Source organism: Nocardia aurantiaca (assembly GCF_009708175.1).
GTDB lineage: Bacteria > Actinomycetota > Actinomycetes > Mycobacteriales > Mycobacteriaceae > Nocardia > Nocardia aurantiaca.
Genome location: NZ_WMBB01000005.1, coordinates 399841 through 419897, shown reverse-complemented (window position 1 = coordinate 419897; position 20057 = coordinate 399841). Strand labels below are relative to the sequence as shown.

The following is a 20057-nucleotide window of genomic DNA, read 5'->3' as shown; positions in this document are numbered from 1 at the left end:
TCGTGGTCGGGGTTCGCTACCCCGTTAAGTCCCGCAGGTGGCCGGGCGGGGTGACTCGTCAACTGTCTGTCGCCGGTGCGGCTGACTTGCTCGCGATATGTCCACCGCCTGGTCTCCGTTCACGGTCCGACTCGACAGAGGTGTGACGACTATGTGCTGGCCACCCGCTGCGACCAGCAGGTGTCCACCCGCGCCGACCGCATCGCCCGCGCCGACGAACTGGTCGCCGAGTTCGCCGACTGCGCCTGGCAGCGGCTCTCGGTCGGCGCGGGCGCGCACGGTCCCCTCGAATACGACTGGGCGCGCCGCCAGATCGAGGACACCTCGAAAAGCGGGCGCGGGCACTGGCTGCTGGCCCGGCGCAGCATCGCCAAACCCACCGAGATCGCGCCTCGACCGGGCTATCGCCACCCACCCCTTCGGACGGCGGCGCGCCATCTGGTAGACCGGCAGGTACGACCCCGTACCCGACCGTCCGAGGAACCATGAATCCGTCCAGCATCATGTCCGCCCGTGACCTCGAGTTCCTGCTCTACGACTGGCTGGACGTGGTGTCGCTGACGAGCCGGGACCGCTTCGCCGACCACTCCCGCGACACCTTCGACCAAGTGCTGCGGCTGTGCCAGGACCTGGCCACCACCTACTTCGCACCGCACAATCGCGAGAACGATCTGCACGAGCCCACCTTCGACGGCGAGCGCGTGCACATCATCCCCGCGGTCGGCAAGGCGCTTCGTGCCTTCGCCGATGCCGGAATGATCGGCGCGGCAATGGATTACGAGATCGGCGGCATGCAGCTGCCGCACGCGGTCTACACCGCGTGCATGTCGTGGTTCCACGCCGCCAACGTCGGCACGGCAGCCTACGTTCTGCTCACCACCGGCAATGCGAATCTGCTTGCCGCGCACGGTAGTCCGGAGCAGATCGACGCCTACGTGCGGCCCATGCTGGAGGGCCGCAGCTTCGGCACCATGGCGCTGTCGGAGCCGCAGGCGGGTTCCAGTCTGGCCGACATCACCACCCGCGCCGTCCCCGCCGCAGACGGCTCCTACCGAGTGTTCGGGCACAAGATGTGGATCTCCGGCGGCGATCACGAGCTCTCGGACAACATCGTGCATCTGGTGCTGGCCCGCATCCCGGGTGCGCCGGAAGGCACCCGCGGCATCTCGCTGTTCGTCGTCCCCAAGTTCCTGCCCGACGCGGACGGCAACGCGACCGTCCACAATGACGTCGCGCTGTCGGGCATCAACCACAAGATGGGCTGGCGCGGCACCGTCAACACCGCGCCCGTCTTCGGCGGCGGCAACTTCATCCCCGGCGGGGAGCCCGGTGCGATCGGGTATCTGGTGGGCGAACCGAATCACGGTCTGGCCCAGATGTTCACGATGATGAACGAGGCCCGTATCGGCGTCGGACTGGCCTCCACGGCACTCGGCTACACCGGCTACCTCAAGTCGCTGGAGTATGCCCGCTCCCGCCCGCAGGGCCGCCCGGTCAGCGCTCGCGGCGGCGCGCAGGTGCCGATCATCGAACACCCCGACGTGCGCCGCATGCTGCTGGCCCAGAAGTCCTACGCCGAAGGCGCGCTGGCGCTGCAGCTCTACTGCGGCAAGCTGGTCGACGAACACCGCACCGCGACAACCGAACCCGGCCGGGACCGGGCGGCCACCCTGCTGCGCATCCTGACCCCCATCGCCAAGTCCTGGCCCAGCCAGTGGTGCCTGGCCGCCAACGATCTGGCCATCCAGATCCACGGCGGCGCCGGCTACACCCGCGACTACGACGTCGAGCAGCATTACCGCGACAACCGCCTCAACCCCATTCACGAAGGCACCCACGGCATTCAGAGCATGGACCTGCTCGGCCGCCAGGTCACCCTCGACAATGGCGCGGCGCTGGCGGCCCTGCTGGAGACCATGGCCGCCACCATCGCCGACGCCCGCGACGGCGGCGACGCCGAGCTGGCCGAGTTCGCCGCCGCCCTCGAGGCCGCCACCGGCCGCCTGGCCGCGACCACGGCGGGCCTGTGGCGCACGGGCGATCCCGAGGCGGCCCTGGCCAATTCGGCGGTGTACCTGGAGGCATTCGGCCATGTGGTGCTGGCCTGGATCTGGCTCGCGCAGGCCGTCACCGCGAATGCCCTGCCCGCGCAGGACCGTCCGCACGCGGCCGAGTGGGAGGCTTTCCGCCAGGGCAAGCGACTGGCCGCCCGGTATTTCTTCCGCTGGGAACTCCCCCGCACCGCACCGCAATTCGACCTGCTCGATTCCGGCGACCGCACCACCTCGGAGTTCGACGAGTCCTGGTTCTGAGCGGTTTGTCCATCGCGCTGCGCGAACGTCCGGCACGCCGCGCCCCGACAGTATCGGCGCGGGACCATGGATCGAGGTCGCACGGGTCGGGATCAGATCTCCGATCCACCCGCCTCGATGACGGTTTGCTGGCGTCCCGGCCACAGAGACCAATCGTGGTGTGAGTGTCAGTGCGCCCGGGTAGTCTCCCGATAGACAACTCGATCAGCGTGTTCGAACGGGAGGTATCGACGTCTCCGCGGGTGGTCATCGGGACCTGTTCGCTTTGAGCGAAATCCCAGGTCGTGTTACAGAAAACACACGGGAAACTGCACGGGAACAAAGTCCTCGCGCCGAACGTCTGACAGAGTAGTCAACAGCCACTGCTGGGAAGTAGCGGTAGCGAGGTTCGCGGAATGGACCGCGGGCCCCCACACCAGGCGAACGGCGCATGAGCGCCCGGAGCCAGGACGGAGGAGTCATGCCAGGAACCCTGACAAGCACCCCACTGACCGCGGTCGATCGTTGCGACCGCTGCGGAGCGGCTGCGCGCGTGCGCGCAACCCTTCCCGCCGGTGGAGAGTTGCTCTTCTGCCAGCATCACGCCAATGAGCACATGGACCGTCTTCGTGAGCTCGAGGCCGTGATCGACACGGAGTCGGCGCCGGCGCTGTAACAGCTCCTCCACCTCGGAGGGGGACTCGATCAGGAGTCGCCGTTCTCCGAGGAGCCCGCTCGACAATTGAATCTTCCCAACAGAAAACCCGACAGCGGGCGACCATTCGGTCGCCCGCTGTTGCCATTTCGGACTCCCCATTGTGGCCACGGTCACAGATGTGGTCGAGGACACACGAATCACACTGCGCGCAAGGCGAGAATCGTCATGTACGCACGGCGAGATCCGCCGGGTAGAACGGATGGGTGCCGCAGACCTCGCAAGCCACCTACCTGCAGGATCGACATATGGTCGCGCTCTGGACGTGGACCGGCCACGCCCCCGGGCGCGCACCTCGAGACCTGGGCGAGATGGAGACTCTCGCCCTCGCGATTCCGGGCCGTGACGGCATCGGCGTCACGGACGTGGAATGCGCTCTCGTGGAACCGGAACGGTTATGCACTCTCGCTATCGTCAATCCGGGGGAGTCGGTGCACACACTGCGCGAGGCGCTCGAGACGGACATCGAGGTGCGGCGTGTGCCCGCGGCCGCGCATGCCGTACCGAATGCCACCGGGACCGCCGTCGTATCGGCGGGCCGCGCAGTGCGCGCGCTGCGGGACACCGTCGCGCTCAGCGCCGAGCTGCGTTCGGGGTTGAAGGCCGAACTGCGGCCGTATCAGGCGCGGGGCATCACCTGGCTGCGGGAGACCACCGCGGCGCACGGCGGTGCGGTGCTGGCCGATGAGATGGGTCTGGGCAAGACCCTGCAGGCCATCGGGTATCTGCTCGGGAAGGCCGGAGACGGACCACAACTCGTGGTATGCCCGACCTCACTGGTGGGCAACTGGGCGCATGAGATCGAACGGTTCGCGCCAGGACTGCGGGCGGTGGCCTGGCGGGGCGGGCAGCCGCCGACGGCAGAGGCGGGGACCATTGTGGTGACGGGGTATCCGACGCTGCGCGGGCACGGCTCCGCGCTGGCCGGACAGCGGTGGGCCAGTGCGGTTTTCGATGAGGCGCAGGTGCTGAAGAATCCCCGCACCCAGGTCGCCCAGGCGGCGCGGGCGATTTCTGCGAACGCGCGGATCGCCCTGACCGGTACGCCGGTGGAGAACCACCTCGATGAGCTGTGGGCACTGCTGAATCTGGTCGTGCCGCAGGAGTTCACGCACAAGGCACAGTTCCGGCGGCGATTCGTGCGGCCGATCAGCGAAGGGTCGGCCGGCGCGGTGCTGCGGTTGCGGGATGCGATCGAGCCGATTGTGCTGGGCCGCCGCAAGTCCCAGGTGGCCGCGGCGCTGCCCGCCAAGATCCACTGCGATGTGGTGTGCGACCTGACCTCCGAGCAGGAACAGCTGTACGACCGGCTGCTCGACAAGGCCGAGGCGGAAGGCTTCGGGACCGGGGCTCAGCGGCACACGCGGGTGCTGACGGTGCTGACCGAGCTCAAGCAGGTGTGCAATCACCCCGGACTGATCACTGGCGACCTGGACGAATTGACCGGGCGCTCCGGGAAATTCGACGTCTGCTCCGATATTCTGGCCAACAATCTCGACGTGCGTGCACCCACACTGGTGTTCACCCAGTACCGCAAGACCGGCGAACTGCTCGTTCGGCACTGCGCCGAGCAGTTCGGAGTGCGGGTGCCGTTCTTCCACGGCGGACTCGACTCCGAGCAGCGCGGGGAAATCGTCGCGGACTTCCAATCCCCGGACGGCCCACCGGTTGTGGTACTGAGCCTCCGGGCGGCCGGCACCGGACTGACGCTGACCCGGGCCGCCGACGTCATCCACTTCGACCGCTGGTGGAATCCGGCCGTGGAGGCCCAGGCCACCGACCGCGTGCACCGCATCGGACAGACCCGCACCGTCACCGTCACCACGCTGACCTCGAGCACGACCATCGAGGAACACATCGCGGGCATGCACGACCGCAAGTCGGCCCTCTCCGATCTCACGGACGCGGCGGGCGTCGCGGAGCTCGCTCGGCTCGACGACGAACGACTGCTGGAACTGCTGCGCCGGAAGCGTGGGAACTGACATGGCGGACGACGAATTCGGGTACACGGCCTGGGGCAGGGACTGGGTGCGGCTCGCGGAACCGCTCAGCCTCATCAAACCCGAGCCACTGCTCCCCCGAGCGCGCAGCATCGCCCGCAACAACGCGGTCCGGACCGAGATCGAGGGCACCATGGTGCGGGCGCACATTCATCGCGGGTCCGAGGCCTCGGTGACGCATCTGGAGCTGACGTCCCTCCCGCGCGCGACCATCGAGGCCATCGCCGCGGTGGTGCCCGCGGACACCCTCACGCTCAGCGATGAACTGCACGCCGCGGTCATCGGGGCGGGGATCTCGGTCACCCCGGTGCTCGCCGGCACCGACTGCTCCTGCCGGGCCCGCGGCGCCCGCTGCCTCCACATGCTGGCCACCTGCTACGCGGTGGTCCGGCTGATCGACGAAAACCCCTGGCTGGCCTTGGATCTCCAGGGCTACCGCAGCGCGCCACCCGACACGCGCACCGACGCCCCGGTATCGATCCCGCACTGGACGCCGATCGACGCGCTCGATCCCGCGGTGTACTTCGGCTGAGGGCACGACGCGGGAACGGTCGCTCGCCGGCGCGGCAATCGAGTCGACGCGAGCGACCGCCCCCGCAAGCGGGGCGGGCTGGCCCCCTCCGGGCGACCCGGTCGACGTCGAGCTACACGTCGTGTGACCGCATGGCCGGAACCGGCGCGACGCGCTGGTCAGAGGCGACGCAGCGCCGCGATCCGCTGGGAGAGCTGGTCGGCGGTGGCGAGAGCGGTTGGGGGGCCGCCGCATTCGCGGCGCAGATCGCCGTGGATGACGCCGTGCGGTCTGCCCGTGCGGTGGTGGTGCATGGCGACCAGGCTGTTGAGTTCGCGGCGCAGCTCGGAGAGACGGTCCGCGGTGGCGGCGCGTTCCGCGGCGGCCTCGACGGACGGACCGGATGGTCGGGCCTCGGCGGCGGCGCTGCGCTCCTGAAGCTGACGTGACTGGCGTTCGCGCAGGAGGGCGCGCATCTGGTCGGCATCGAGCAGGCCGGGTATGCCGAGGTAGTCGGCCTCCTCGTCACTGCCGGAGAAGGTCGCGGTGCCGAAGGAGTCGCCATCGTAGATGACCTGGTCGAGCTCGGCGTCGGCGGCAAGGGCGATGAACTTCTTCTCCTCCTCGCCCGGCTCGTCCTTCTGCCGATTGGCGTCGATGAGCAGTTCGTCCTCGAGCGAATTCGCCTCGCGGTGCGGCTTGCCGATGACATGGTCGCGCTGCAATTCCAGCTGGGCGGCCAGATCCAGCAGCACCGGCACCGAGGGCAGGAAGACGCTGGCGGTCTCACCGGCCTTGCGGGCGCGCACGAAACGGCCGATGGCCTGCGCGAAGTACAGCGGGGTCGATGCGCTGGTGGCGTATACGCCGACCGCCAGGCGCGGGACGTCGACGCCCTCGGACACCATGCGCACCGCGACCATCCACGGGTCGTTGTTCTCGCTGAACTGGCCGATGCGGTCGGAGGAGTCCGGATCGTCGGACAGGACGACGGTCGGTTTGGTGCCCGAAATGTGTTCCAGCAGTTCGGCGTAGTCGCGCGCCTTCTCCTGGTCGGTGGCGATCACCAGGCCGCCGGCGTCGGGCATGCCGGTGGCGCGCAGCTGGCGCAGGCGGGTGTCGGCGGCGGTGAGCACCTTCGACATCCAGTCGCCCGCCGGGTCGAGGGCCGTGCGCCAGGCGCGGGCGGTCTGCTCGGCATTGAGGGGCTCACCCAGGCGGGCCGAGTACTCCTCGCCCGCGCTGTCGCGCCAATGCGCCTCGCCGGAGTAGGCGAGGAAGACCACGGGTCTGACGACGCCGTCGGCGAGCGCCTCGGAGTAGCCGTAGGTGTGGTCGGCGCGCGACTTCTCGAAACCGGACTCATCGGCCTCGTAGGTGATGAACGGGATCTTGGAGTCGTCGCTGCGGAACGGGGTACCGGTCAGCGCCAGCCGGCGGGTGGCGTCGCCGAACGCCTCCTCGACCGCCTCACCCCAGCTCTTGGCGTCACCGGCGTGATGGATCTCATCCATGATCACCAGCGTGCGTCGATTCTCGGTGCGCACCCGGTGCTTGAACGGGTGCGACGCGATCTGCGCGTAGGTGACGACCACACCGTGGTAGTCCGACGACGTGGAGCCGGTCGAGTTGGAGAAGTTCGAATCCAGCGCAATCCCGTTGCGCGCAGCGGACGCCGCCCACTGATGCTTGAGGTGCTCGGTGGGGGCCACCACCGTCACCTGGTCGACCGTTCGGTCGTTGAGCAGCTCAGCGGCCACGCGCAGCGCGAACGTGGTCTTACCCGCGCCGGGAGTGGCGACGGCAAGGAAGTCGCGTGGCTTGGTCGTCAGATATTTGGTGAGTGCCCTGCGCTGCCATGCACGTAACGAACCGCCACCACCCGAAGTCACTCGGTAGAGAGTAGCGATCGATCCCGACAGCTTTCCAATCCGACACAGCCCCGTGGAGTGCCGCACGACACATTGCGGGTCCGGTCCCATTCGAAGCGCTGGTAGGCGATGCTTAGGCCACGATGAACGCGCACGACGAATCCCAGCAACACGCCGACGCGTCCGCGCCGACGACACCCGTTGTGCTCGCCGCCACCCGCTGGGGCCGCGTCCGCCAGCTCGTCGTCCACGTCGCGGCCAAGGCGTGGAGCGACTCCATCTTCGCCAAATCCGCGGCGGCGGCCTTCTGGCAGACGCTCTCGCTGGCCCCGCTGCTGCTGGGACTGCTCGGCAGCCTCGGGTACGTCGGTCACTGGTTCGGGCCGAACACGCTGAACATCGTGCAATCGAAGATCGTCAGCTTCGCGCGGAAGGCGTTCAGCCCCAGTGTGGTCGACAGTCTGGTCCAGCCCACGGTCAATGATGTCCTGCAACGCGGCCACGGCGGAGTGGTCTCGGGCGGCTTCGTGCTGTCCCTGTGGGCCGGCTCCTCGGCCATGGCCACCTTCGTCGACGCCATCACCGCCGCGCACGGCCAGGCCGCCGCCCGCCACCCCGTCTGGCAACGCATCTTCGCGCTGCTGCTCTATGTCGGCTTCCTCATGGTCGCCGTTCTGATCCTCCCCCTGATCGCCCTGGGCCCCACCCTCATCGGCCGGGTCCTCCCCCACGCCTGGCGCGAACCCGGCCTGCGCCTGATCGACGCCTTCTATTACCCGGGCACCGGCCTCGTCTTGATCGTCGGCCTGACCTTCCTCTACAAGACGGCTCTGCACCGCACCCTGCCCTGGCACCGACTGTTCGGCGGTGCGCTGGTCGCCGGCGTCTTCTTCATGGCCGCCAGCGAAGGCCTGCGCCGCTATCTGGCCTGGGTGACCAGAACCGGCATCTCCTACGGCGCGCTCGCCACCCCCATCGCCTTTCTCCTGTTCACCTTCTTCCTCGGCTTCGCCATCATCCTCGGCGCCGAATTCAATGCCAGCGTCGAGGAATTCTGGCCTTCCCGGGCCACCCGATTCGAGCAACTCCGAATGTGGTGGAGTAGCCGCGAGCACCGCCGGGCGGCGGCCGCGGCAGCCCCGTCACCGAAACCGGAGGATCCTCCGCCGCCGCCCGCCACCGATCAGCGGTCCGTGCGAACCATGCCGTAGACGCCGGACGCGACACGGCGGGCCGAGAGGTAGGCGGTCACGGTGACCGCCAGCGCCAGCAGCACGGGGGCGAAGGCGAGGGCGGGATTGTCCGGGCGGTCGGCCATGAGGAACGCGGCGACCAATGTTTGTGCGGGGACGCCCCATTGGACGGCGGCCAGAACGCCCGTGCGGTGCGCTTCGGGCTTGTTCAGACGTCGGCGGGTCCAGCCCGAGCTCGCGCCGATGACAGCGGTGGAGAGCAGTCCCGCGCCGATCCACGGTCCGCCCTTGGCTCCGTCGGCCAGAACGGCGACGCCGGTGACCGCGGTGAGCAGGGTGAACACCGGGATCGACAGCAGGGTGAGACGGACCGTGCGGACGACTCCCTCAGCGGTGGGAGTTTCGTTGGGAAGCAGTCGGATTCGTGCCAGTTCGGTGCTCTGGACGCCGACCAGGATGGTCAGCGCGAGCGCAATGGTGATGTGAGTGGCCAGCAGTAGCGGATTCGCCATCGGGACAACCTTTCCTGAGTTCCGACTCAGGATAGCCGTTTACTGAGTTGTAACTCAATAAATGCGGAAACGAGTAGTCCGGTACGCGTGCGGGTTTACCGGCGCCGACCCGACATCGAGTGACGAGCCGAGCACGGCATCGCACCGGGAGGTCCGAGCCGAGCCTCCGACGACAGCCAGCCGGCGCACCGCCACCTCGAAATCGAAAGGTCCACGGCGGAAGGAGCTTCGGCAGCCGCCGGGGAGATTTCGCCGCTCCAGCAACAGGGTTCGCGCACCGAGCGTGGCAAGGGCGGCCGCGGCGGTCAGCCCGGCGTTGCCGGCGCCGAGGATGTCGGCCCGTCGCGCGCACCGCCTCGAACGGCCGCCGGCGGCGCGCAAGGGCTACACCCCCCTCAATTATTTGAATAGGCATCTTGCGTTATGACGATTCCTGTTCAGATCAAAACAGACAATAAATTGAATAATCTCTACCGGTGATACGCTGGCCCGATGGCGCTTCGTAACGCGGTCCTGGCCGCACTGCTGGAAGGTGAGGCCTCGGGCTACGACCTGGCGAAGGGATTCGACGCGTCGGTGGCCAACTTCTGGATGGCCACACCGCAGCAGCTGTACAAGGAACTCGACCGCATGGCCGCCGAGGGCCTCATCCAGACGCGGGTGGTGCAGCAGGAGCGCCGACCCAACAAGCGCCTGCACGCCATCACTCCCGCCGGTCGCGCCGCCCTGCACGAATTCATCGACGCACCGGCCAAGCCCACCGCCATTCGCGACGAGATGATGGTGAAGGTCCAGGCCATGACCGACGCCGATGCCCCGGCCGTACGCGCCGCGGTGGCCGAGCATCTCGAATGGTCCAGGGCCAAGCTCGCCCGCTACGAACGTCTGCGCACCCGGCTGCTCGCCGGTCGCAGCGAGCCGGCCTACCTGGAAGAGGCCGAACGGGTCGGCCCCTATCTGACCCTGCTGCGAGGCATCTCGTTCGAGCAGGAGAATCAGCGCTGGGCGGAGTTCGCCCTCACGGTCATCGATCGCCGCATCGCCGCGGGCGTCTGACAGCGGACTGCTCCGGCCGGTCCAGGATCTCGCCGATCACCGATTCGGCAACGCGTCGAGGAATCCGTCCCGCCGCGTCGTCGTGGATGGCGCGCGCCCGGGGCACCAATACCGGGAAATTCCCTGTCCAATGAACTATTTCGGCGAGAACCGATGCCGGCCGACGAACCGACCTTGCCTCATGGGCGGCACGGGGCGACCATCGGTGTGTGAAGTACGACCGGTTGGACGAACTCCTCGGGCTGATGGACAACAACACCTGCATGCTCGAGGTGATCCAGGATGAGCTGCTGGGCAGCGAAGAACCCGACCGGCCCGAGCAGAGTCGGCGAACCGGGGGGACGACCAGCGGAAACCCCTAGTCGCGCTTCATCATTTCCGCCGGTCGGTGGCGACCGCGCCGCCGACGCCACCGACCACCACACAGCGTCGCTGTCGATGGCCGGTTTCTCCGCGGGGTGGGACCTTCGGCCCCGCGCGAATCGTTCATTGGCCCGTTGTCCAGCCCGTGCGCGCCTGGGACCGTAGGAGGCGGAAGGAAGGTGATCATGCCGACGAACGATGTCGATCAGCCGATCATCGTGGGTATGGACATGTCCGCGGCCGCGCTACGGGCGGTGCGCTGGGCAGCCCACGATGCCGTACTACGGGGCGCGCCGCTGCAATTGGTCTGTGCCACACCGCGGCTCGCGGACCGGCCCCTCGACGACAGTCCGGTCGAGCTGTTCCACAGCGACTACCGCGACACCGTGCAGACGACACTCGAGGATGCCGCCGACCTGGCGAAGTCGAGCACCGCGGACCTCGGATCGCTCGACGTGTCGACCCTCATCGTCGACGCCGAACCCATTCCGGTGCTGTGTGAACTCGCGCAGACCGCGCGATACGTGGTGGTCGGGGCACGGGGGTTGACGTCCTATCACCGCAGCCTGTTGGGCTCGGTCAGTACGGCGTTGGCGCGACACGCGCTGGGGCCGGTCGTGATCGTTCCGGAAGAACTGCCCGACGCGAGCCTACCCGTGGTCGTCGGTGTGGACGGCTCGCCGCTCAGCACCCATGCCATCGAGGTCGCCTTCGATGAGGCCTCGCGGCGTGGGGTCGAAGTGGTCGCGGTGCACGCCTGGGGCGATCGCACCCGGGATCCGGTGTACTCGGCATCGGACGCGCACGATCTGCTGGCTCGCAGCCTCTCCGCCCCGATCGCCGAGTACCCGAATGTGAAGGTGTGGTCCGTCGTCGCCGAGGGGCGCCCGCTGCGACAGCTGCTGGAAGAGTCGCGCCGGGCACAGCTCATCGTGATCGGCAGTCACGGCAGGGGCGGATTTCCGGGCATGACACTCGGATCGACCGGGGAGGCGGTCATGCACGCCGCCGACTGCCCGGTGGCGATCATTCGACCGCGGGAAGCCGGCTGACCGGTAGCGCGGTGCCTCGGCCGCCCGCAGCGACGTGGGGACAAAGTAGGACGCCACCGAATATCGGCTGGTCACCGCTGGTAGCGTGTACCGGTGCTGTCCAGTCCCGCTCCCTCGAACACATCCGACGCCACCAATGAGGCATCGTGGATCGCCCGTACCGCCGACGCCGTGATCGAGCACGCGAGACAGACGGGCGCGACCACGCTGGTGTGCGCGTCGGGTATCAGTCCCTCCGGCGACATCCACCTCGGCAATCTGCGTGAGGCGATGACGGCACATCTCGTCGCTGAGGAGCTCCTCGCCCGGGGCCTCGACGCGATCCACCACCACTCGTGGGACGACTATGACCGGTTCCGGAAGGTGCCGGCCGGAGTGCCGAAACAGTGGGCCGAGCACGTCGGCAAGCCGCTCGCCGTCGTCCCCGATCCAGGCGGGGAGTACGAGTCGTACGCGGTGCGGCATATGACGCGCTTCGTCGATGCACTGGCTCGTCTGGGCGTCCGCATGCGAGAGGTACGGCAGTCCGTCGCCTATCCCGCGGGGACCTACAACTCCCAGATCCGAGTGGCATTGGATCGGCGCGGCGAGATTTTCGACATTCTGGAGACCTTCCAAACCGAGGGCCGCCACGAAACCCCGGTCGAGGAACGACGTGCGGCCTATTACCCGTACAAGCCCTACTGCGAGGTGTGCGGGAAGGACTCGACCGAGGTGACCGGGTGGGACGGCACCACCATCACCTACACGTGCCGCTGCGGGCACGCAGGCGGTCACAGCCTCGCCGACGGCAGCCGACCCTCCGGGAAGCTGGTGTGGAAGGTGGACTGGCCGATGCGGTGGGCGTTCGAGGGCGTCCAGTTCGAGCCGGCGGGCGAGGACCACCACGCACCGAACAGCTCATTCGCGTCCGGTCGGGTTCTGATCCGCGCGCTCTACGACGCGCAAGCGCCGTCGACCGTGGTGTATTCGTTCGTTCGGCCCGCCGGAGGCGGGGGGAAGCTGTCGAGCAGCGCGGGCGGGGCGGCCACGCCGGACGCCATCCTCGAGATTCTCGAACCTCCGATGGTGCGGTGGCTGTACGCGCGTCGGCTCCCGTCCAACGGATTCACCATCGACCTGTCCCCCTCGGCCATCGTCCGACTCTATGACGAGTGGGACCGCTACAGCGCGAAAGTTGCTGGGGGACACGCGTCTGCGGTGGAAGCACATTTGCACGAGTTGTGCGTACGGACTCATGTCGGCGCGGTCGAGCAATCCGCCCGCCCCGTGTCGTTCCGCCTGTTGTCCGCGCTCGTCGACCTCACCGCCGGAAACACCGCCCAGATCGCACGACTGCTGCGCGAACAACTCGCCGCAGAGGGCACCGATCGCGCTCTGCCCGAGACCGACGAGGCGCTGCTGGCAGAGTTGGAGCCCCGCCTGAGCAACGCAATCCGGTACACCGAGTCCTTGCCGGAGAGCGACCGCACGATCGTCCGGACCGAATTCAACGCGCAAGCGTGGAACGGGCTCGACGCCGAGACCCGTAACGGTATCGCGCTGCTCGTGGACCGGATGGGCGACGACTGGACACTGCCCGGCCTGACGACCACCGTGTACGCGGTGCCCAAGCTGATGGCCGGACTCCCCGCAGACGCCGACCCGACGCCCGAGCTGAAGAAGCAGCAGCGCGCCTTCTTCAAGGCTCTCTATCAGCTGCTGGTATCGCGCGACACCGGCCCCCGACTGCCGACGTTGCTGCTGTCGCTCGGCACCGACCGCGCCCGTACCTTGCTCACACCCAGCTGACCCGAGAACAGCCGTAACGCCTGGCCATCTGTACTGACCCCCCGGACTTGCCGGCACACGCGAGCGGCTCCACGACCTTCCAGGTCTGCGTATCGACGATGATCCGCAAGGTGTGCATGGCGTCGACGACGGCGGGCGGCACAATGGTCGGTTCGCCGCCGCACCGTGCGCGGCCCCACCGCGGCGGATCCATGGAGGCGGACCACCGGTGAATCGGGTTGCGCAGTTGCTCAACAGGATTCGGCCTGCGGGCAGAAATCGATGCCTCGAGTGCGAACAGGTATGTTCATCGAATGCACTCCACTGGGTTGAGTCACCCGGGCCATCGCTCGCAGCCGCGCTGGACGGTCGGGACGAGTAGCCAGAATGTCACGTCCTTCTGGCCAGCTATCTGATCCAGGCGCACAATTTCCACGATCCCTTCGGCACGAGGCCAGTGGGCGACCAGACCGAGTACCGAGTGCGATTCTTGTAACCCTGTCCGATGTAGGCGATTCCGGCATTGGAGGCACACTCGATGACGTCTGTATGGGACGATCGGCTCGCCGAGTTCTGGGCACCACCCGGGCAGACCGGCTCGGGCATAGTCCTCGGCGACTCCATCGCGGCGTTGGCGCCGATGCCTCGACCCACACCATCGAGCCTCGTAATCCGTTAGTCGACACCGCATGCACGAAGTAAGGCGGCGACACCGTTCCGTCGGCTCGGCTAGATCTGTTCGGCCACCCGTGTGAGTGCCTCGGCAAGGCCGTCACGGGCGGCAGCGGTCTCTGGGTGGTCCTCGCCCAGCACGCGGACGTGATCTGCCACAACAGCTTCGAACAATTCGACGGCCTCCTCAAGTTGTCCCACCGAGCAGAAGGCGTCCGCGAGATTGCGGCGAGTCGCGAGGGTGTCGGGGTGATCAGCGCCCAGCACGCGAGTGCGGTCGGCAAGAACCGATTCGAACAGTGGAATTGCCACGGCGCCGCGGCCTGCCGCGCGGTGAACGGCGGCTACGTTGCTGCGCGCGGTGAAGACATCAGGGTGGTCGATGTCGCGCACCCGCTCGGTATCGACAACGACAGCTTCGATCAGTGCCAACGCGTCGTCGAATTGCCCGGTCTCTCTCAGCGCACCCGCGAGATTGTTACGACTACGCAGAGTGGCCGGGTCGTCCGCGCCAAGGACTCGCGCGCGGTCGGAAGCAATTTCCCTGAGCAGCGGGATCGCCTGCTCGGGGCGACCGGCTGCCATGTAGGCGCCGGCAAGGTTGTTTCGGCTGCGCAGTGTGGCGGGGTGATCGGTACCGAGGATCTGTGCGCGGTCCGCGGCAACCGCAGTGAACAGGCCGATGGCCGCCTCGATTCGACCGGCCGATTGGTAGGCGTAGGCCAGGTTGTTGCGGGCCGCAAACGTCCGGGCATGGTTCTCGCCGAAGATGGTGACGTGGTCGGCGACGTTGGCCTCGAATAGCGGGATCGCCTCGACGAGTCGCCCTGCCGATTCGTAGGCGTAGGCAAGGCTGTTGCGGGAAGCGAGGGTGTTGGGATGGCGTGAACCGAGCATCCGCTCGGCATCAGCGACGACTCGTTCGCCGAGTTCGATGGCGCGCGTGAGGTCTTCGACTTCGAGCAATTGCCGCATCGCCCATTGCCGCGCCGCCAGTGCCCGCTCGATGACGTCGCGGAGGCTCACACCGTCCTGCCCCGATCACCACCAGGATCGTCCATCGACTCCTCGACCGGCGCGGTTTGCGCCGCGGCGAGGTTTTCGCGGATCAGTTGGGTCAACGGGGATTCGGTGCCGAGTGCTCGCTCTGTGTCGGCGAGCACGGAGGCAAACAATGCGACGGCTTCGGTGGTGCGCCCGGCCAAGCGATAGGCGTTGGCGATGTTGTGTCGGCTGCGCAGGGTGTGCGGGTGATCCGCGCCCAAGACTTGGGTGCGCAGTGGAACAACTGCTTCGAGAATCGTGATGGCGTCGTCGATTCGTCTGGCCGACTGGTAGGCGATGGCGAGGTTGTTGCGCGAGGTCAAGGTATCGGGGTGGTTGGCCCCGAGAATGCGAATGCGGTCGTCGAGGAGGGCTTCGTGTTCAGCGATCGCCTCGGGTAGCCGTCCCGCCGACAAATAACCGAACGCGACATTGTTTCGAGAGATCAGCGTGTCGGGATGATCGGCGCCCAGGATTCGGACGCGATCGGCGAATACGTGCTCATACAGTGCGACGGCCTCCTCGATGCGCTGGGCGGATTCGTAGACGTAGGCGAGATTGTTTCGGGTGGCGAGCGTGTCGGGATGATCGCTGCCCAGAACCCGTTGCTGGTCGGCGAGAACCGCTTCGAACTGCGCCATCGCCTCCTCGACTCGCCCCGCCGTGTCGTGGGCACTGGCGAGGTTGTTGCGAGAGATCAGCGTGTCGGGATGGTCAGCACCCAACACGCGAACACGTCGGGCGACAACACCTTCGTACATCTCGATCGCCTCCTCGACGCACCCGGCGGATTCCAGAGCATCAGCGAGATTGTTAAGGGAGGAGAGCGTGTCGGGATGCTCGGGACCGAGAATGCGAGCACGTTGGGCGACAACACTTTCATAGACCTCGATGGCTTCGTCGACCCGCCCGGCAGCCTCCAGAGCATCAGCGAGATTGTTACGGGTGGACAGCGTGTCGGGATGTTCGTGGCCCAGTGTCCGTTGGTAGTCGCGCAGCACCGCTTCGTACTGGGCGATCGCTTCGTCGACTCGCCCGGCCGACTCGTAAGCGCGGGCGAGATCGCCCCGGGAAGCAAGAGCGTCGGGGTGATCGGCACCGAGGATACGCACGGCATCGGCGACGACATGCTCGCCGAGTTCGATGGCGCGCGCCAAGTCCACGGCTCCGATGAGCTGGCGTAGTGCCCACTGCCGCGTCGCGAGGGCCCGCTCGACGATCGCGGTCACGTGAGCCCTTCTTCCTGCAGCGCCTCCCACAAGGCTTCGGCGTGCGAGATGAGCCAGGACCCCTCGTGCCGGCGGTCCCATGCCTGCGAGGAATCGAACATTCTGGGCTCGATGAGGTCGAGCACCTCGGTGGCGATCGCGACGAAATCCCCGTCCGCCCGGTACTTTTCCCACAGCACGCGCGCCATCAGCCGATGCATTATCACCGCGTCGCCGCTGAACGACCACGTCAACACGGACCCGTCGACACACTGCTCCAGCGCGCTCTCGATGGCCTCGGTCGTGACCTGGCGAGCCGTCGCGACACCGTGCAGCAGCTCGCGAGGCACACCCTCGGGTGACAACAATGCAATGATGCCGATCAGCGTTGCGCACAGGCCGGTAGCGTCACCGGCGGCGACGGTTTCGACGTTCAGCAGCAACGCACCGGCCGTCGATCCCGGATAGCTGTCGCCCTTACGGCGGCGCATGGTCTCGACGACAGGTTGATCGCGCAACAGCGTGCAGTATGCGTCGTAGTCGAGGCGGCGCGCCTTGATCGTTGCGGCGGCCGAGGCAAGTGCAAGCGGTAGATCACCGAGCTCTTCGGCGATGGTGGATGCGCCGGGGTCCTCGTCGCGTCCGGTGCGCTCGGCCAGATAGCCGAGGGATTCCTGCCGGGTGTAGGTTCCGACATCGATCGGTGTGCCGAGCTCGGTGAAGGAACGGTTGGTACTGGTGATGATCACCCTGGCGCCCGATGCGGGGACGTACTGGTTCAACGCATCGGGATCGGTCGCGTTGTCAAAGACGATCACCGCGTCACCGCGCCTCGTCGCAAGATGCTCGGTCAACCGCCGCGCCGACTCAGCCGAATCTCCTTGCGGATCTGCGACATTCAGCCGCTCGGCGATGCGGGTCAGTCCAGCGATCAACTCGCTGGAAGTCTCGGCGTTGACCCACCCGACGACGCCGCAGCCGTCTGCGATCCTCGATCGAGCATAGGCTGCGGCGAGCTGTGTCTTGCCCACGCCACGCATACCGGTCAGCGTGCAGACCACCACCGCAACCCGATTACGATCCAGAGCCCGTGCCAGCTGGTCCAACGTCTCCCGCTCGACGAATGCCATGGGCGCACCAGGGATCTCGCCCACCACGATCTGATCCGACAGCAACGCCGCGGGCACAGAAGACCGAGGCTCGACGACCGGATGATCGAGGTCGGGATCGAGATCGAAGGCGGTTACGCTCACCGACGATTCCATGCTGTCGGTCGCCGCCGCGAGGTTCATCTCGGCGAACAGAGCAGCGAGATCGGTTCTGTCGATGTGAATCAGCGCATCCGGCAGTTCGGCCAGGCGCTGACGTTCTTCGAGCCATCGCCAGATGCCGGAGGCTTCACGGCCCTGTGCGAACCCATCGGATACGTAGGGTTTGATGCCGAGGAGGACAGCCAGGTCCTCCCAACTAGCGCCGAGACGACACTGGAACTCCAATCGGGCTCTGGCGAGGTTGGTCATGCCTGGGAATCCCGCAGGATCTCGGCCAAGTCAGCACGCCCGATCACGGTCAGTGCATCCGGTAGCTCATGCAGCTTGTCCCGAATTTCCAGCCATACCCACAGGTCTCGCGCTTGTCTGCCGTGCCGAAACGGTGCACGGTTATGGGGAGGGACGTCGAAATAGTCGGCGACCTTCTCCCAGTCATCGAGCAGCCGTTGGCATACCACGAGTTTCACGGTTCCCGGGAAGGTATTCACCGCTCCCAGCGGCTTGGCCTGCACGCGCTGCCCTGCCGCACCAGGCGCCGAGAACGCGTGTAACACTGCGACGGCAAAACGCGCCGCAGCATCGGCGGCGTACCGTTGCCACAGATCGTCTTTGTCCTCACCTGCGAAGTCGCAGACCGCTTTGACCATGAGGAACCCCGGACCACCGCGATAGGCGGCCAATGCGACACCCAAGGCTTCCATTTCGATGCCGATCGCCTTGGGCCACGAAGTCTGCAGCGACGCGAGGAACGTCTCGTCCGCCACCACCTTCTCGCCGCACAGCACGGGCCCGAACCGGGCACACGGAACGGCCAGTGAATCGTCCGGGCGGGCGATGCGGATACCGGTAGTCCAGTCGTCGGCAGCCACGCCGCGCGCCACGGCGAGCAACTCCTGATCCGGCCGGTACACCTCGTAACGAGGAACAGCACCGGTCGGGGTCACCTTGGCCAACTCGTAGCCGACCACCTGTTCGGGGACCAGCACATCACCGAGCGCCAAATCGCCGGCGCCGGCGCGGGCTCCGCCCGCAATGCCGACCAGCAAAACCTGGGCAGGGTTCCAGATACCGATCGCGCGCTGAGCGACGTATGCGGAATTCACATTCCCCATACCATCCAACGGGACGACCAGTATCCTTCGGTCGCCTATCGTACCCATCTGGAGTTTGCGTCCGCGCCAGGGATATTCGACGTACTCGCCCAATGCGCGAACGACAGCGGCACGTTCGAGTTCGAGCGCTGCCAGGATGACGGTGTCGATGATGGGTGCCGATTCCGAGGGGAAAGGCAGCGGCATGGCGCAGAGCTTACCCGGCACGCGGGGGCGACCGTCCTTGCTTCTTCGAGATCGATTGCGCCGCACTGGTTATAGTTGTCAGGGATGACAGCGCCTAGCTGTGAGTCGATCGTATGCGCGAAGAGAGTGGTCGGCGGTGACAGACGAGCGTGCCGCACTCAAGAGTGAACAGCTGGAACGAATCAAACAGCGCGACACCTTTCTCAACCTGAACATCGTCGCGCTGGGCGTGGTGATGGCCGTGGCACTGCCGGGACAGCGGCCCGCTGGCATATGGCTGGTCGTGCCCTGGATCACCGCCATTCTGGGGTGGGCCTACCTGTCCAACGACGACAAGGTATCCGCCATTGCGCGTCATCTTCGGCTGCAGGTGAGACCCGCCGACGTGGCGAGCGCGTGGGAAACCAGCAACAAGGGACTGCTGCGGCCGCGAATCCGCTGGATCGCGGATGTAGCGACATTCTTGCTCTCCTACATCGTTCCCACGCCGGTGGCCTTGGCGCTGTTTGTCGTGTCGACGCCCGGGTCACCCCGGACCGTGGGCTATGTGATCATGGCCGTGGAATCGGCAGTGACCTCCACCCTGGCTGGCTTCTTCGTTGCCTCTGCACTGCAGCGGCGGCGCGCATGAGATCCGCTTGGCGGCACATCCGACGGCAACCGAAAGTCTCCCGGGCCGACATCTGCCTGTGCTTCGCCCGCGAGCCTGTTTCTGGGGGACCGGAAAGGTCTCTCGCGAACTGCTTGCTCCCGATGGCGGCCGTCGACAGCGAGGAAATCCGGAACTGCTGAATCCATTCAAAATGACACTCTCTGGCCCAATTCAGCAGTTCACAGCCCGCTGACCAGCAGAAACAGCTAGTCCTTCCTCATCCCCTCGATGAGCAAGGACTCGACTGCAGCAGACAGCTCCTGAACCGATTCAAAATGGCACTCCTCAGCCAAAAACAGCCAGCTGAACTGCCGAAATACCTGCTAGCGCATCACTTCTTCATCATCTCGTAGATTCGCTTGCAGTCCGGGCAGACCGGGGAGCCGGGCTTGGGGGAACGGGTGACCGGAAAGACCTCGCCGCACAGGGCCACCACGTGGGTGCCCATGACGGCGGACTCGGCGATCTTGTCCTTCTTGACGTAGTGGAAGACCTTGGGAGTGTCGTTGTCGGTCGACTCGTCGGTGGTCTCGTCCGGACGTACCAGGGTGTCTGCGCTCACGGGTTCAATCATGCCA

At 66.7% G+C, this 20057-nt stretch carries 18 protein-coding genes and 1 pseudogene; 11 read left to right on the top strand and 8 right to left on the bottom strand.

Annotation, left to right across the window (positions count from 1 at the left end; genetic code table 11):
- Positions 1–150: 150 nt before the first annotated feature.
- From GLP40_RS13025 to GLP40_RS13005, 5 genes and pseudogenes are all read left to right on the top strand, one after another.
- Positions 151–390 (top strand): annotated as a pseudogene (locus GLP40_RS13025) (IS701 family transposase); the annotation flags it as partial.
- A 95-nt stretch (positions 391–485) separates the two neighbouring features.
- Positions 486–2312, top strand: coding sequence for an acyl-CoA dehydrogenase (locus GLP40_RS13020; RefSeq protein WP_154788111.1), 1827 nt, complete (start codon positions 486–488; stop codon positions 2310–2312).
- Between the two features lie 460 nt (positions 2313–2772).
- Positions 2773–2967 carry a DUF7455 domain-containing protein gene (locus tag GLP40_RS13015; protein ID WP_033087939.1) on the top strand — a complete coding sequence of 65 codons (195 nt, stop codon included), beginning with the start codon at positions 2773–2775 and terminating at the stop codon, positions 2965–2967.
- Between the two features lie 287 nt (positions 2968–3254).
- Positions 3255–4988: a DEAD/DEAH box helicase gene (locus GLP40_RS13010; RefSeq protein WP_154788256.1), complete on the top strand. Its 1734-nt coding sequence runs from the start codon at positions 3255–3257 to the stop codon at positions 4986–4988.
- 1 nt (position 4989) lies between these two features.
- Positions 4990–5538: an SWIM zinc finger family protein gene (locus GLP40_RS13005; protein WP_154788110.1), complete on the top strand. Its 549-nt coding sequence runs from the start codon at positions 4990–4992 to the stop codon at positions 5536–5538.
- A gap of 158 nt (positions 5539–5696) precedes the next feature.
- On the opposite strand, the gene GLP40_RS13000 is transcribed toward GLP40_RS13005, so the two are convergent.
- Positions 5697–7409, bottom strand: coding sequence for a DEAD/DEAH box helicase (locus GLP40_RS13000; protein WP_328290070.1), 1713 nt, complete (start codon positions 7407–7409; stop codon positions 5697–5699).
- A gap of 122 nt (positions 7410–7531) precedes the next feature.
- Between GLP40_RS13000 and GLP40_RS12995 the strand changes: the two genes are divergently transcribed.
- Positions 7532–8599, top strand: coding sequence for a YihY/virulence factor BrkB family protein (locus tag GLP40_RS12995; protein ID WP_154788108.1), 1068 nt, complete (start codon positions 7532–7534; stop codon positions 8597–8599).
- Here GLP40_RS12995 and GLP40_RS12990 read toward each other — a convergent pair.
- Both GLP40_RS12990 and GLP40_RS12985 read right to left on the bottom strand, forming a co-directional pair.
- Entirely contained in the window at positions 8572–9093 is a 522-nt protein-coding gene (locus tag GLP40_RS12990; protein ID WP_154788107.1) for a hypothetical protein, read from the bottom strand. The genes GLP40_RS12995 and GLP40_RS12990 overlap by 28 nt on opposite strands.
- A 54-nt stretch (positions 9094–9147) precedes the next feature.
- Positions 9148–9474, bottom strand: coding sequence for an NAD(P)-binding protein (locus GLP40_RS12985; protein WP_154788106.1), 327 nt, complete (start codon positions 9472–9474; stop codon positions 9148–9150).
- A gap of 111 nt (positions 9475–9585) precedes the next feature.
- On the opposite strand from GLP40_RS12985, the gene GLP40_RS12980 reads away from it, so the two are divergent.
- The 4 genes from GLP40_RS12980 to lysS all read left to right on the top strand — a co-directional run bounded on the left by GLP40_RS12980 (position 9586) and on the right by lysS (position 13355).
- Positions 9586–10149, top strand: coding sequence for a PadR family transcriptional regulator (locus tag GLP40_RS12980; RefSeq protein ID WP_154788105.1), 564 nt, complete (start codon positions 9586–9588; stop codon positions 10147–10149).
- 209 nt (positions 10150–10358) lie between these two features.
- A complete protein-coding gene (locus GLP40_RS12975; protein WP_154788104.1) occupies positions 10359–10511 on the top strand; it encodes a hypothetical protein in 153 nt (50 codons plus the stop codon).
- Positions 10512–10697: 186 nt separating this feature from the next.
- Positions 10698–11564: a universal stress protein gene (locus tag GLP40_RS12970; RefSeq protein ID WP_154788103.1), complete on the top strand. Its 867-nt coding sequence runs from the start codon at positions 10698–10700 to the stop codon at positions 11562–11564.
- 93 nt (positions 11565–11657) lie between these two features.
- Positions 11658–13355, top strand: a complete 1698-nt coding sequence (gene lysS / locus GLP40_RS12965) for a lysine--tRNA ligase (RefSeq protein ID WP_328290069.1) — start codon at positions 11658–11660, stop codon at positions 13353–13355.
- Positions 13356–14063: 708 nt separating this feature from the next.
- On the opposite strand, the gene GLP40_RS12960 is transcribed toward lysS, so the two are convergent.
- Genes GLP40_RS12960 through GLP40_RS12945 form a run of 4 tightly spaced genes read right to left on the bottom strand, consistent with a single transcriptional unit; the run spans position 14064 to position 18827 of the window.
- A complete protein-coding gene (locus tag GLP40_RS12960; RefSeq protein WP_154788102.1) occupies positions 14064–15032 on the bottom strand; it encodes a tetratricopeptide repeat protein in 969 nt (322 codons plus the stop codon).
- On the bottom strand, positions 15029–16279 hold the full coding sequence (locus GLP40_RS12955; RefSeq protein ID WP_196054643.1) for a tetratricopeptide repeat protein: 1251 nt from the start codon (positions 16277–16279) through the stop codon (positions 15029–15031). The genes GLP40_RS12960 and GLP40_RS12955 overlap by 4 nt, the downstream gene beginning before the upstream one ends.
- Entirely contained in the window at positions 16276–17778 is a 1503-nt protein-coding gene (locus GLP40_RS12950; RefSeq protein WP_154788100.1) for an NB-ARC domain-containing protein, read from the bottom strand. Before GLP40_RS12950 ends, GLP40_RS12955 begins: the two co-directional genes overlap by 4 nt.
- Positions 17775–18827: a 5'-methylthioadenosine/S-adenosylhomocysteine nucleosidase family protein gene (locus tag GLP40_RS12945; protein WP_154788099.1), complete on the bottom strand. Its 1053-nt coding sequence runs from the start codon at positions 18825–18827 to the stop codon at positions 17775–17777. Before GLP40_RS12945 ends, GLP40_RS12950 begins: the two co-directional genes overlap by 4 nt.
- Positions 18828–18963: 136 nt before the next feature.
- Between GLP40_RS12945 and GLP40_RS12940 the strand changes: the two genes are divergently transcribed.
- Positions 18964–19458 carry a hypothetical protein gene (locus GLP40_RS12940; RefSeq protein WP_154788098.1) on the top strand — a complete coding sequence of 165 codons (495 nt, stop codon included), beginning with the start codon at positions 18964–18966 and terminating at the stop codon, positions 19456–19458.
- A gap of 352 nt (positions 19459–19810) precedes the next feature.
- On the opposite strand, the gene GLP40_RS12935 is transcribed toward GLP40_RS12940, so the two are convergent.
- Entirely contained in the window at positions 19811–20053 is a 243-nt protein-coding gene (locus tag GLP40_RS12935) for a DUF3039 domain-containing protein (protein WP_154788097.1), read from the bottom strand.
- Positions 20054–20057 lie beyond the last annotated feature (4 nt).

What these genes read in the sequence shown, in the direction of transcription:
- GLP40_RS13020 (WP_154788111.1), top strand. Translation starts at nt 486, where the DNA reads ATGAATCCGTCCAGCATCATGTCCGCCCGTGACCTCGAGTTCCTGCTC.
- GLP40_RS13015 (WP_033087939.1), top strand. Translation starts at nt 2,773, where the DNA reads ATGCCAGGAACCCTGACAAGCACCCCACTGACCGCGGTCGATCGTTGC.
- GLP40_RS13010 (WP_154788256.1), top strand. Translation starts at nt 3,255, where the DNA reads ATGGTCGCGCTCTGGACGTGGACCGGCCACGCCCCCGGGCGCGCACCT.
- GLP40_RS13005 (WP_154788110.1), top strand. Translation starts at nt 4,990, where the DNA reads ATGGCGGACGACGAATTCGGGTACACGGCCTGGGGCAGGGACTGGGTG.
- GLP40_RS12995 (WP_154788108.1), top strand. Translation starts at nt 7,532, where the DNA reads ATGAACGCGCACGACGAATCCCAGCAACACGCCGACGCGTCCGCGCCG.
- GLP40_RS12990 (WP_154788107.1), bottom strand. Translation starts at nt 9,093, where the DNA reads ATGGCGAATCCGCTACTGCTGGCCACTCACATCACCATTGCGCTCGCG.
- GLP40_RS12980 (WP_154788105.1), top strand. Translation starts at nt 9,586, where the DNA reads ATGGCGCTTCGTAACGCGGTCCTGGCCGCACTGCTGGAAGGTGAGGCC.
- GLP40_RS12970 (WP_154788103.1), top strand. Translation starts at nt 10,698, where the DNA reads ATGCCGACGAACGATGTCGATCAGCCGATCATCGTGGGTATGGACATG.
- GLP40_RS12950 (WP_154788100.1), bottom strand. Translation starts at nt 17,778, where the DNA reads ATGACCAACCTCGCCAGAGCCCGATTGGAGTTCCAGTGTCGTCTCGGC.
- GLP40_RS12945 (WP_154788099.1), bottom strand. Translation starts at nt 18,827, where the DNA reads ATGCCGCTGCCTTTCCCCTCGGAATCGGCACCCATCATCGACACCGTC.
- GLP40_RS12935 (WP_154788097.1), bottom strand. Translation starts at nt 20,053, where the DNA reads ATGATTGAACCCGTGAGCGCAGACACCCTGGTACGTCCGGACGAGACC.